Consider the following 12,616-nt stretch of genomic DNA (forward strand, 5'->3'; position numbering starts at 1 on the left):
TCGTACTCCGTACCCATCACTCAAGTGAATTCCTGCGGCAGTGGGACGGGTATGATCATTTCCCTTTCCTGTGAGTGAGACTGCGGCGCAGCAGCCGCTCCTTTGTCCGCCACGAGTGAGTTCCGGACCGAGCATTTGCCTCGAGGTGCTGTCGCGGGAGTGGTTGGAATTTGAGGGTGGCGTAATCTCCGGCTTGTTCAACCAAGCAGATTCGGCGTTGGAGCGCCGATGGAGATCACGCCATGGAAAGCCATAGCACGAAGCCGGCGCCGGTTGCGGCAGATGCGGCACTTTTCGCTGGGGACGCGTGGTTCGATCCGGTGGAGGCCGGGGTTCGGCTGCGCATCCGCGGTTTCATCGAGGCGATGCTGGAGAGTGAGCTGGATGCCGCGCTTTTGCGTGGGCGCTACGAGCGGCGCGCCGGCGAGGCCGGCGAGGACCGCTGCGGGGCCGGCGGGCACCGGCACGGCCATCGCGAGCGTGGCCTGACAGGGACCTTCGGACCAATGCGGCTGCGGGTGCCGCGGGCTCGGCTGGAGGCGGCGGACGGCACGAGGGCCGAGTGGCAGAACGCGACGATCCCGGCCTATCCGCGGCGCACCCGGCAAGCGGACGCGCTGATCGCCGGCGCCTATCTGGCCGGCGCCAACACCCGCCGTGTGCGCCGCGCCCTGGCGCCCGTGTTCGGCGGCGCCGTCGGCAAGGACACGGTGAGCCGGGCCTGGCGCAAGGCGAAGACCGACCGGGACGCCTGGAACCGGCGCGACCTCTCCAACGAGCCGATCGCGCGGCTGGTCCTCGACGGCACGGTGGTGCGCGTGCGGCTCGACCGCAAGGCGACGTCGATCTCGCTGCTGGGCGTGCTCGGGGTACGCGAGGATGGGCAGAAGGTGCTGCTGGCGGCCAAGAGCATGGGCGGGGAGAGCGAGGCGGCCTGGCGCAGCGGGCTCGACGATCTCGTGCGGCGCGGCCTGCGGACGCCCAAGCTCGTCATCGTCGACGGCGGGTCCGGCCTCGACAAGGCGCTGGCCGCGCTGTGGACCGACGTGCCGGTGCAGCGCTGCACGGTGCACAAGCACCTTCTCGCCCATGCGCCCGATCGGCTGCACGAGGAACTCACGGCCGACTATACCGACATGATTTACGCCGTGACGAAGCCGGAGGTCGAGGCCAGGCGCAAGGCCTTCCTTCGCAAGTGGCGGCTGAAATGCCGGGCCGTCGCCGACAGCCTGGAGGAGGCCGGCGAGCGGCTGATCACCTTCACGCTGTTCCCGCCAAGCCAATGGCGCTCGATCCGCACCACCAACGCGATCGAGCGGCTGCATGAGGAGTTCAAGCGCCGGATCAAGACGCAGACCGTGCTGCCCTGCGCCGAGACCGCCGCGATGCTGTTCTGGGCGCTGCTCGCCGCCGGCCAGATCAGCATGCGCAAAGTCGACGGCTGGCAGAGCCTCGCCGAAAAGCCTTCCAATCAGCCGATTGACCTGGCCGCATGAAACGATAACCTAACCCAGCTGGAGGCCGCCAGAATCAATTCCAACACAAATTGCGACGGCACCTGCCTCGAAACCGCAAATCTCAAACTAACTGCCCCCCATCGTGTCTGCCCGCGACACTGAATCCGCTGGTCTGAATAGAGATTTTGTTCGACGAGGAGATTCCGATGCTCGAGCCTGCACAAACTCGGTCCGCTCCAGCCTGTCAGGCTTGAGGCGGCGAAAGCAGCCTGATTGTCGCGGCTTCATGGCAGCCGCCAAGACCGAGTCCCTCATCGCCTTCGATACAAAGTCCTGGAATACGCGCTCGCGAAGGTCGCGCTGGAAGACGACTCTGGGGCCAGGCTCGTGTGTCGCAAGGGGCATGTCGCGAAAGGCGCCGACCTTAAGTTTTGATCTCGTGCGTCGCAGCGGATCAAACCGCAGCGCGTCACGGGCGCCCTCCCGCGATGCTCCATCACCGCTTCAGTTCGTTGAGATGTGCGCCTTCGCCGGCCAGGAGCTCCGGCGCCCAGCATGCCTCCGACGAACCGAACCCCGACGGTCCCCGGAACCTGGCTGACTCCCTCCGCCTGGCCGCGTCCGGCGAAGCCCGGGGCCTGGGCACCGTGATCTGCTTCGACCAGGAGTTCCATGCCGCGCGCGACGTTACGAAATCCCACACCTCGCGGACCGATACGTTCCTGTCCGCCGAGCATGGCAAGCTGGGCGAGGTCGACGGCGACCGTGTCGTGCTCCATCGCAGGCCGGTGCTGCGGCGCCACTATGATGCGGACCGGATCGCAGCGAATGTCGAGTTGATCAAGCTCGCCATGGGCACCGACGGCCGCTATGTGCGCTTCGCCGCCGAGAACGGGGCGCAGGCGCTGGTCCTGGAAGGCTTCGGGCGCGGCAACGCGCCGCCGGCGGTCACGGCGGCAGCAATCGACGTCGTCCGGCGGGGCATTCCCGTCGTCATGACCAGCCGCTGCCAGCGCGGACGCGTGAGGCCCATCTACGGCAATGGCGGCGGCAAGGTGCTGGCGGAGGGGGGAATCGTCTTCGCCGGCGACCTCAGCGGCCAGAAGGCACGCGTGCTCCTGTCGGTCCTGCTGGGAATGGGGCTGGACGACGAGCGGCTGCGCGCAGAGATCGATTATCTCGGCGGATAGGGAGCTAGCGGCGCCGGCATGGCCTGGTCGGCCATGCCGTCGCGGTGGTGGAATGCCTGGAATTGCTCGAAGGGAATCGCCTTCGAATAGAGCCACCCCTGCCCGAGCTGGACATTGGCGTTCCTGAGGTACGCCTCCTGCTCGGGCGTCTCGATGCCCTCGGCGATCATGCAAAGCTTCAGCTCATGCGCCATGGCGATGATGTGGGGCGCCACCACGCTGTTCGCCGCATCGCGGCCGATCGCATCGACGAAGGCCTTGTCGATCTTGAGAGCATCGAGGGGGAGCCCTTCGAGCAGCGACAGGCTGGAATAGCCCGTCCCGAAATCGTCGATCGTGATCCGATAGCCGGCGGTGCGCGCGGCTTCGATCGCGTTCGTCACGGCGGCGGCATTGATGAAGCCGCGCTCCGTCACCTCGAGCCAGACCTGCGCAGGGCCGATCCCGGCCTTGCCGATGGCCGCGGCGAGGCTGGGCAGGAAACGTCCGCTCTCCATGTCGCCCGCGGGAATATTGATGGAGATATGGAGGTGCCTGTCGCTTCGGAGGAGCGGGCCCATCTCCTCCATGACGATCTCGATCATCACGCTCGTGAGTTGCGATATCAGGCCGGTCGCTTCCGCCAGGGGGATGAAAAGGTCGGGAGGCACCATGGCGCCTCCGCGCTGGCGCCACCGCAGCAAGGCCTCGGCCGCGACGCAGCGCCCCGTCGAAAGCTCGATGATCGGCTGATAGTGGACCACGAAGTCCCGCTTGCGGATCGCCAGCTCCAGGGTCTTCTCCGGCGACAATTGCTGGCGCGAAACCCAGATCACGATGCCGATCAGGGCGAGTGAAATGACGAGGCTGAGCGGCAGGATGTCCCGCCAGTCGCCGGCGGCTGCGATCCGCGCCTGGTCGCGGTCGACGAACGCGAACGTCACCAGCCCCGCCGCGCGGCGCGACGCCAGCACATAGCGGTCGTCCATGCCGGCGCGTCGACGGAACACCAGCCCGGGAACCAGCTTCGGATCGGCCGGCCCGGACAGTTCCAGCACATGCCCCTGGTCGGTCGCCACGCCGAGCGTCATGCCGGCATCGGCCACCAGATCGGTCAGCCGCCCGGATCTGATCAGCGCGTCGTAGCGTCCGCGATGGAGCGCGATCAGGGGCTTGCTCCGGAAGAGTTCCGGCTGCACGGCAAAGGTGAGAGAGTAGCCCCGGCCCAGATCCATGTCGGCTGCAGGTTGGGCCGTCGGCTTCGCAATGACCCCGAGGGTGGTGCAGGCAAGCTCGCCGTTGCGGAAATAGCCGATGTCCTGGATGCTGTGTGCGTCCAGGACGATCTGCCCCATTTGCCGGATGTGCTCGAGCGAGCAGTCCCCCTTGCCTTCCGTCTCGGCGCGGGCGAGCGCCTGCTTCGCATCGTCGAGCGTCCGGTTCACGCGGATCGCGATCCAGCCGGCATAGTCGTCGACCTGCTTGCGTTCGGCCCCGAGGACACGCATCTGCTGCACATGGGACAGCACGATCATCGGCAGGACGCCGGCCAGCACCGCCAGGCACGTGGCAATGGTCAATATCGTCCGTCTGTGCATCCGGCCTCGTCACGTCGTTCCGGCGGCTTGGTAAGTTGCCGTTGGTAAAACCATGATGAACCTTCACAAGGTTGCAGCAACGGGAAGCCGCGCGCCCGCATGCAACTGGACAACACGCCGGGATGGCGGGACAGCAACCGAAGCCTGCAGGCGGCCTCGCCGACCCGCGGCTGGCGTGAAGCGTGTTCTGGTGGAAACGCGCTTTGCTTCAAAGCTTCGTTTCGAGGCGTCTTTGCGACTTGACGCGATTCCGTCAAATCGCCAAACGCTTCAGGCGCCGCCGTCGGACGACTTGAGATAGATCGCCGCGACGTCCCGTTCGATCGCGGCGGCGACGGCCCGAAACTCCTCCACGCGCACCGCGGCCTCGGGGCTGGTGGAATGCACCCAATGCTCGGCGGCCGTATGCGCGGCATGGTAGGCGGCGCACAGCAGCATGAACCCGTGCCGGCTGCGCAGCTGCTGAAGCGCCGGCCGCCGATCCGGCCAGCGCATCATCAGCCGGGAGAGGCCGCGCTCTTCGTAATCCTCCGGCCAGGGATCGTGTTTCGACATCGGCCTGACTGTTTCGTGCTCTGCGGGGAGTTGCTCGCGAAGGGCGGACTGCGCCGGCTCGCCGGCCGACCGAGGATGCTGCGGCCGCGCCTCGCGGCGACGCAGGTCGCGGGCGATGTCCCGCGAACGCCGAACCGCCTTGGTCGAGGATGAGGTCGTCTCGGGATGGGTCATCGGTGGCGCGGGCATTGACACAGCGATGCGCCGCACGAGCCGGGAACAGGCGCTCACGAGACACATGAGCGCAAGCGTAAGGTGCCGTGCAATTGTTGATAACTGTCTAACAAGACAGGCGAATCAAGAAAAGAAACCCGCTATGCTCCGAGCGGAGCTCGTACGCGCGGTGACGGTCGGTAAACGCTGATGATGACGGTTTTGGGGTGCGTACGCGACAATCACGAGTTGTGGCTGGTGCTCTTTGCGGCAATTGTCTGCGGCGCGGGCTCATGGAGCACGATCAGCTTGTTCGACCGTGCGGCAGCGACCTCGGGCAAGCGGCGGATGGGCTGGACCGTGCTCACGGCCGTGGCGGCCGGCGCGGCGATCTGGTGCACGCATTTCATCGCGATGCTCGGGTTCGATCCCGGCGTTCCCGTCAGCTTCGACCCATCGACGACGGTGGCCTCCCTGTTCGTCGCCATCCTCGGAGCCGCGTCGGGCGTCGCGATCGCCACCCGCCGAACGATGCGCCATGCTCCGCTCCTCGGCGGCGCGATCACGGGGCTGGCCATCGTCGTCATGCACTATACCGGCATGGCGGCCTATCGCGTGCAGGGCATCGTCTCCTGGGACACGTCCTACCTCGTGGCCTCCATCGTGCTGTCGGTCGCGTTCTCCGCCATTGCCCTCCAGGTGGCCATGGACCGGTCTCTTCGAGCCCACCGGCCCATTGCGGCCGCGATGCTCATCCTCGCCATCGTCAGTCTCCATTTCACCGGAATGACGGCCTTCCGGGTCGAGCCGATGCTGATCGAGGGCTCCTACTCCAATCCGCAGGCCCTCCGCTCGCTGGCCTTTGCCGTCGCGGCGGTCGCCCTAATCATATTCGGGCCCGGCTTCGCCATTCAGCTGATCGACGATCATACCCGCGCCGAAGCCGTCGAGGCGCTGCGCAACATGTCGAGCGGCCTCCTGATGCTGGCGCGGGACGGCACGGTGCGCCTGTTCAACGCCCGTGTTTCGGAGCTGTTCGGTCTCGAGAAGGATGCGCTGCGCACCGGAATGCCGGTGAGAGAATACCTCGGCCGCCTTGGCTCGGCCGTCGGCGGCGACGAGGCCCGGTTGCAGCGGATCATCGACAATCACGACCTCGGCGAGGCCGGACCCGCCAGGGCGAAGGTCGAGCACCACCTCAACGACGGCCGGATCGTGAGCATGTCTCGTCATCGCATGCCGGACGGGGGCGTGATCGTCACCTATGACGACGTCACGGAGGCGCGCGAAGGCCAGAGGAAGATCGCGCACATGGCGTTCCACGATGTGCTCACGGGCCTGCCCAACCGGCGCAGCTTTGCCGAGACGGTGGACCGCATGGCGCAGCGTTCCCCGTTCGTGATGCTGATGATCGACCTCGACCGTTTCAAGGCGGTCAACGACACGCTCGGCCACGCGGCCGGCGACCAGCTCCTGATCGAAGTGGCGCAACGCATGCGCGACATCTGCGCCCCCACGGACCTGGTGTTCCGGCTCGGCGGCGACGAGTTCGCCGTGCTCGCCGAGCGGAGCCTGGCCGGTGGCCATGCGCTGGCGTCCGACATCGTCGCGGCGTTGACCCGCCCCTTCGCCATCGGCGACCACACGGTTTCGGTCGGCGGCAGCGCCGGCGTGGCCGAGCGGCTGCCGGGCGACGATCCGGAGCGCCTGCAGCGCATGACCGACCTTGCCCTCTACAAGGCGAAAGAGCGCGGCCGCGGCCGGGTGGAGACCTATCGCGAGGGCATGATCGAGGACGCCGAACGGCGCCGGATGTTCGACGCGGATCTGGCGCGCGCGATCGCAGCCAGGCAGTTCGAGCTGCGTTACCAGCCGCTCTACGGCCTTCCCGGGCGCGAGCTCACCGGCTTCGAAGCATTGCTGCGCTGGCATCATCCGGAACGCGGCCTGGTGCCGCCGGCGGAGTTCATCCCCGCCGCGGAACGGAGCGGCGCGATCGTCGACATCGGCGCCTGGGTGATCGACGAGGCCTGCCGGCAGGTCGCGCAATGGCCGCAGCATCTCTACGTCTCGATCAACGTCTCGCCGGTGCAGTTGCGGGGAGCGGACATCCTGCGTCACCTGGCCCAGGTCCTCGACAAATATCGATTGCTGCCGCGGCGCGTGGAGATCGAGATCGCCGAGACCGCGATGCTCGACAACAGCGAGCCGATGGCCGCAGCCCTGGCGGGCCTGCGCGCCCTCGGGGTCCGCATCGCCATGGACGACTTCGGCACCGGCTACTCCTCGCTCGCCCATCTGCGCCAGTTCGAGCTCGATCGCATCAAGATCGATCGGAGCTTCATCAATGCGTCCCGCACCGACCCCGGCTCGGCGGCGGTGGTCCGGGCCGTCATTTCGATGGCGCGCGACCTGCACATCGCGACGACCGGCGAAGGTGTCGAGAGCCAGCATCAGCTCGACGCCCTCGCCAAGCTCGGCTGCGGATCGGTGCAGGGTTTCCTGCTCGGCGAGCCGCTCGGCGCCGATGCCGCCAGGGCCCTCGCCGCCGGGCACGGCCAGGATGACGAGCGCCGGACGCGGCCGCACCATGTCGGGGGCGACGAGGCGGTCTCCGCCGCCGGCTCCTAGCCGCCCCCCGGCGATCGCGGATTGATCTGGCGCAAGGCCTTCATGCCGCGGGTTGGTCCATCCTGGGCGGGTCTCGACGCATCCGCTCCGGGAGCAGGCGATGAGGACGACGAAGAAGCCGCCCGCCCGACTGCCCGCGGCTGCCTTGCGGGAATGCGAGGCCGATCCTCGGCGGTCCCGCGGCATCGAGCCGGGCGCCCGGCGATGAATCCGCGGCCGCAGGATGCCGGCGAGGGCATGGCGTTCTGGCGCGACGGCGCCGTGGCGCTCCTTGACCGCCTGTCGAGCAGGCCGGAGGGCCTGACGGCGGCCGAGGCGGCGCGGCGCAGACAGGTCCATGGCCCCAACAGCGTCACGCAGACGGTATCTTTCGTCTTCCTGAAGCGGCTGGGCCGCAAGCTCGTCGAACCGCTTGTCGCCATTCTGCTCGCCGCCGCGATCGTCACCGGCTTCACCGGGGATGCCGCCGGCGCCGCGACCATCGTGCTGATCGTCGTCGTCTCCATCGCGCTGGATATCCTGCAGGAACAGCACGCCGAGCGCGCGGCCGCCGCGCTGCGCCGGAGCGTCGCCGTCCGCGTCGACGTGCGCCGGAACGGCGCCGTGATCCAGCTCGCGGCTGCGGATCTCGTTCCGGGGGACGTGGTCGAGCTGCGTGCCGGCGACCTGGTGCCGGCCGACGGCGTCTGCATCGAAGCGCGCGACCTTTATGCCAACCAGGCCCTGCTCACCGGCGAGCCCTACCCGGCCGCCAAGCAGACCACGGCCGCACAGACCGACGATCCCGCCGAGGCGCAGAACGCCCTGTTCATGGGTTCGTCGATCGTCAGTGGCGCCGGCATCATGCTGGTGGCGGCGACGGGGCGCGCCACCCGTTTCGGAACGATCGTGGCGGCCCTGGCGGAGACCGAGCCGCCGACGGCATTCGAGCGCGAGATGCGCCGATTCGGCCTGCTGGTCCTGCGGCTCACCGCCTTTCTCGTGCTGTTCGTGCTTCTCGCCCATGTCGCCGTGGCGCGGCCGTTCGTCGACTCCTTCCTGTTCGCGGTCGCCCTCGCCGTCGGCCTGACGCCCGAGCTCCTGCCGATGATCATGACCGTCACCCTCGCACGCGGCGCACTCCGCCTCGCCAAGGGCGGCGTGATCGTCAAGCGCCTGGCGGCGCTGCACGATCTCGGCGCCATGGACGTGCTGTGCACCGACAAGACCGGAACCTTGACGGAGGCCCGCATCGCCCTGGTCGGACACGTGCGGCTCGACGGCGGGGACGACGACGCCGTCTTCCGCCTGGCTTGGCTGAACGCGCATTTCGAGACCGGCGTGCGCAGCCCCCTTGACGAGGCCATCCTCGCGCGGCCGGCTCCCCCCGACGGCGATCGCTGGACGAAGCGTGACGAGGTTCCCTTCGACTTCGCCCGCCGGCGGCTCTCCGTGCTGGTCTGCGACGGAACCGACTGCCTCCTGGTGGTCAAGGGCGCGCCGGAAGAGCTCCTCGCCCGATCGGAGCGGTTCGAACGGCGGGACGGGTCCGTCTGCGATCTCGACGCCGCGTCCCGCGAGCGGTTTCTCAGGCTGCATGACGATTTCGCCCGAAGCGGCCAGCGCCTGCTCGGCATCGCCTGGCGGCGGATGCCGGCCGGGACGAGCGCCGTGACGGCCGGGGACGAGGAGGGGCTCGTCTTCGCCGGCTTCGCCGTGTTCGTGGACCCGCCCAAGGCAGGCGCCGCCCAGGCCTTGCAGACATTGGCGGCACAGGGCGTCGCCGTCAAAATCCTGTCGGGCGACAACGACCTGGTGGTCCGCCACCTCGCCGAGACGCTCGGCATCGGCAGCGGCGAGGTCCTCACCGGGCAGGAGGTCGCGACCCTGTCCGACGAAGCCCTGTTCGCCCGTGTCGACGAGGTTTCGCTGTTCTGCCGCGTCGACCCGAACCAGAAGATGCGGATCATCCGGGCGCTCAAGACCCGACGGCGCACGGTCGGCTTCCTCGGCGACGGCGTCAACGATGCGCCTGCGCTGAAGGCCGCCGACGTCGGCATCTCCGTCGAGACGGCGGTGGACGTGGCCAAGCAGGCCGCCGATCTCGTCCTGACGCGTCCGGACCTCGCCATGATCTGCCGCGGCGTCGAGGAGGGCCGGCGGACCTTCGCCAATATTCTCAAATACGTGCTGATGGGCACCAGCTCCAACTTCGGCAACATGCTGTCGATGGCGGCGGCGTCGCTGTTCCTGCCGTTCCTGCCGATGCTGCCCATCCAGATCCTGCTCAACAACCTCCTCTACGACATCTCCGAAATCGGCATCCCGTTCGACCGGATCGAGCCGGACGAGACACGCCGACCTCGGCGCTGGGACCTGGCGATGCTCCGGCGTTTCACCATCGTCATGGGGCTGCTGAGCTCGGTCTTCGACCTCGTGACGTTCTTCGTGCTCTATCACGTGTTCCAGGCCGATCCGGCAACGTTCCGGACAGCCTGGTTCATGGAGTCGATGGCGACGCAGATCCTCGTGATCTTCATCCTTCGCAGCCGGCGCTTTCCGCCGGCGAGCCGCGCCCATGCGGTGCTCGTGTCGTCCTCGCTGGCGGCCCTCGCTGTGGCGCTGCTCCTGCCGCTGACCGGGTTCGGGACCGTCTTCGGATTCACCGCGCCGCCGCCGGCCATGGTCCTGGTGCTGGGCCTGATCGTGGCCGCCTATCTGGCGGCGGCAGCCGGCCTGCAATTCTCCGGCCTGAACTGGCCGGGCGGGGTGTCCCGCGCCCCGTCCCGGCGCTGACCGGGCTATCGCGACGACCGGCGTTTCCCCAAGGCTTGCACCGTCGATCGGCCATTCCCCGGCATGTGCAGCAAACCCGAAATGCGCAGCGGACCGGGACGGTTACCCCTGACGGGCCTCCGCGGCAGCGCAGGGCGGTCGCTCAGGCGGAGCACGTCGACCTGCTCGCCGCCGGCCCGCAGCATGAGACTTCCATCGCCGTATTCTCCGCAAGCCAGCGATCGCGCGGCTTGCAGCTCGATGGCCGGGCCACGAGCGCCACCTCGAGGGCATGACCGTTCCGGCGTGGCGCGGATGCACTGTAGAGCGCCATCGGTCGCTCTCCGTCGCTCACTTCGAACGTCAGCCTGGCCGAAGAATCGAGCCGCACATGCTCCGACACCTTGCGGATGATCGCCGAGAACTTGCCCGCCGGCATGTGGGTCCGCCCGGCTTCGTCGATATCCCAGAGCTGGATGAACATTTCCGACCAGGCTTCCGGGTTGGCGCCGCAGTCGAGCGCCGAGAACTCACCCGCCTTGACCTCGGTGACATGGTATCCAGCCTTCACCGCCCGCCCCTCGTAGAGAAACACGAGCGGGGCCTCCGGCGCGTCTGCGAGCGCATCGAGGAGGTGGCCAAGCGTCATGTCTGAAGAAACGATCTTGCCGATCGCGTTCATGTGCGCTACTCCTATATTCAACGATTCAATGATTATTGAAACATGGACGAACGTCAAGCCCTCGCATCGTTCGCGGCGCTTTCCCAGGAAACACGCCTCGCAATCGTCCGCATCCTGGTCATCGCTGGCCCCGATGGGCTTGCCGCCGGCCTGATCGCGGATCGAGTGGGAGTCTCGCCCTCGAACGTCTCGTTCCACCTGAAGGAGCTGGAGCGGTCGGGCCTGATCTCGCAGCGACGCGCAGCGCGCTCGATCGTCTATAGCGCCAGCTATGGGACCCTGGCCGAACTCGTGAAATTCCTGATGGAAGACTGCTGCGCGGGACATCCCACCGTCCGCGAAAGCGTCGAACGGCCTGATGCCTGCTGCGCGAGCGGCAATGCCGCGAACGAGGGCGACGCCGTTGCGTGATGCGAAAGTACCCGTCGGCATCGTCGCCGCGCTCGGCCTGACCCAGATCATCGGCTACGGCAGCCTCTATTACAGCTTCAGCATCCTGGCGCCCGGAATGGCGAAGGACCTTGGCCTTACCGTCGCCCAGGTCTTCGCCGTTTTCTCCGCCTCGCTGTTCGTCGGCGGCCTGTCGGCGCCGTATATCGGCAGGCAGATGGACCGCGTCGGCGCGGCAATGGTGATGGCGATCGGCTCGGCCCTGTCTGCACTGACCCTGATCCTCTGCGCATGGTCGCCGTCCGTGGCGGTCTTCGCGCTTGCCATCGTCCTGCTGGAGATATCGTCCGGTATGGTCCAGTATCAGGCCGCCTTCACGGCGCTGGTCGAAGCCGACCCCCGATCCGCCTCGAGGAGCATCACCTACCTCACGCTCATCGCCGGCTTCGCCTCCACCATCTTCTGGCCGATCTCCACGGCGCTGCTGGGCTACCTGTCCTGGCGCGAGGTCTATCTCGTCTATGCTGCGCTCAACCTCTCCGTCTGCATGCCGCTGCACGTCTGGATCATGCGGAAGGGGAAACTTGTCACGGCCGGCCGGAGGTCGGTGCGCGAGCCGGTCATTGGCGCGATCCCGCGCGAACGCCGCCGCGACGCCATGCTCGTCGTTTCGGCCGCATTCGCGCTTCTGAGCTTCACCTTGGGCGCGATGCTCGCGCATATGGTGCCGATGCTTGGCGCGCTCGGTCTTGGAAGCGCGGCGGTCGTCATCGGTTCGCTGTTCGGCCCGGCGCAGGTCCTCAGCCGACTGATCAACATGATCTTCGGCACGCGGCTGGCCCCACCGGGCCTCGCCGTCATGTCCGCGACCCTCATGGTCCTCAGCGTCGTCATCCTGGCGCTGTCCGGAGACTGGCTTCCGGGCGCGGTCGCCTTCTCGATTTGCCTGGGTCTCGGATCGGGTATCAACAGCATCGCCCAGGGCAGCCTGCCCCTCTATCTGTTCGGATCGGACGGATACGGCACTCTCACCGGCAAGATGACGGCCGCGAGGCTGGCCGCCGGCGCCACAGCGCCCTTCGCGTTCGCGGCCACGATGGAGCGATTTGGAATAGGCGCTTCGCTCGCCGTGAGCGCCACCCTCGGCGCGCTCGGGATCGGGGCGTTTGCCGCCATCGCCGTGGCGACGAAGCAGACGTCGGATTGACCGCAGCGACACGCGCCTTT

9 protein-coding genes are annotated in these 12,616 nt (G+C 67.6%); 6 read left to right on the forward strand and 3 right to left on the reverse strand.

The window, feature by feature from the left end:
* Positions 1-242: 242 nt before the first annotated feature.
* Both AC27L4_RS26435 and AC27L4_RS26440 read left to right on the forward strand, forming a co-directional pair.
* Positions 243-1,496, forward strand: a complete 1,254-nt coding sequence (locus tag AC27L4_RS26435) for an IS256 family transposase (protein WP_487145546.1) — start codon at positions 243-245, stop codon at positions 1,494-1,496.
* Between the two features lie 449 nt (positions 1,497-1,945).
* Positions 1,946-2,647: an asparaginase gene (locus tag AC27L4_RS26440; RefSeq protein WP_487145548.1), complete on the forward strand. Its 702-nt coding sequence runs from the start codon at positions 1,946-1,948 to the stop codon at positions 2,645-2,647.
* On the opposite strand, the gene AC27L4_RS26445 is transcribed toward AC27L4_RS26440, so the two are convergent.
* On the reverse strand, positions 2,632-4,206 hold the full coding sequence (locus tag AC27L4_RS26445; protein WP_487145550.1) for an EAL domain-containing protein: 1,575 nt from the start codon (positions 4,204-4,206) through the stop codon (positions 2,632-2,634). The two genes, AC27L4_RS26440 and AC27L4_RS26445, sit on opposite strands and share 16 nt — an antisense overlap.
* 288 nt (positions 4,207-4,494) lie before the next feature.
* Positions 4,495-4,779: a hypothetical protein gene (locus AC27L4_RS26450; RefSeq protein WP_487145552.1), complete on the reverse strand. Its 285-nt coding sequence runs from the start codon at positions 4,777-4,779 to the stop codon at positions 4,495-4,497.
* A gap of 462 nt (positions 4,780-5,241) precedes the next feature.
* Between AC27L4_RS26450 and AC27L4_RS26455 the strand changes: the two genes are divergently transcribed.
* Positions 5,242-7,563 (forward strand): bifunctional diguanylate cyclase/phosphodiesterase, encoded by a 2,322-nt coding sequence (locus AC27L4_RS26455; protein WP_487145554.1) that lies wholly within the window; start codon positions 5,242-5,244, stop codon positions 7,561-7,563.
* A 204-nt stretch (positions 7,564-7,767) separates the two neighbouring features.
* On the forward strand, positions 7,768-10,338 hold the full coding sequence (mgtA, locus tag AC27L4_RS26460) for a magnesium-translocating P-type ATPase (protein WP_487145556.1): 2,571 nt from the start codon (positions 7,768-7,770) through the stop codon (positions 10,336-10,338).
* Between the two features lie 142 nt (positions 10,339-10,480).
* Here the strand turns inward: mgtA and AC27L4_RS26465 are convergent, their stop codons facing one another.
* Entirely contained in the window at positions 10,481-10,999 is a 519-nt protein-coding gene (locus AC27L4_RS26465; RefSeq protein WP_487145558.1) for a DUF6428 family protein, read from the reverse strand.
* A gap of 42 nt (positions 11,000-11,041) precedes the next feature.
* On the opposite strand from AC27L4_RS26465, the gene AC27L4_RS26470 reads away from it, so the two are divergent.
* Positions 11,042-11,410: an ArsR/SmtB family transcription factor gene (locus tag AC27L4_RS26470; protein ID WP_487145559.1), complete on the forward strand. Its 369-nt coding sequence runs from the start codon at positions 11,042-11,044 to the stop codon at positions 11,408-11,410.
* Positions 11,379-12,596, forward strand: coding sequence for an arsenite efflux MFS transporter ArsK (arsK, locus tag AC27L4_RS26475; RefSeq protein ID WP_487145560.1), 1,218 nt, complete (start codon positions 11,379-11,381; stop codon positions 12,594-12,596). The genes AC27L4_RS26470 and arsK overlap by 32 nt, the downstream gene beginning before the upstream one ends.
* Positions 12,597-12,616: the final 20 nt, after the last annotated feature.

It is taken from the genome of Labrys sp. Lb11 (genome assembly GCF_057554225.1).

Bases quoted from the DNA above. Each gene is read 5' to 3' on its own strand.
- AC27L4_RS26435 (WP_487145546.1), top strand. From the start codon at position 243: ATGGAAAGCCATAGCACGAAGCCGGCGCCGGTTGCGGCAGATGCGGCA.
- AC27L4_RS26440 (WP_487145548.1), top strand. From the start codon at position 1,946: ATGCTCCATCACCGCTTCAGTTCGTTGAGATGTGCGCCTTCGCCGGCC.
- AC27L4_RS26450 (WP_487145552.1), bottom strand. From the start codon at position 4,779: ATGTCGAAACACGATCCCTGGCCGGAGGATTACGAAGAGCGCGGCCTC.
- mgtA (WP_487145556.1), top strand. From the start codon at position 7,768: ATGAATCCGCGGCCGCAGGATGCCGGCGAGGGCATGGCGTTCTGGCGC.
- AC27L4_RS26465 (WP_487145558.1), bottom strand. From the start codon at position 10,999: ATGAACGCGATCGGCAAGATCGTTTCTTCAGACATGACGCTTGGCCAC.
- AC27L4_RS26470 (WP_487145559.1), top strand. From the start codon at position 11,042: ATGGACGAACGTCAAGCCCTCGCATCGTTCGCGGCGCTTTCCCAGGAA.
- arsK (WP_487145560.1), top strand. From the start codon at position 11,379: ATGCCGCGAACGAGGGCGACGCCGTTGCGTGATGCGAAAGTACCCGTC.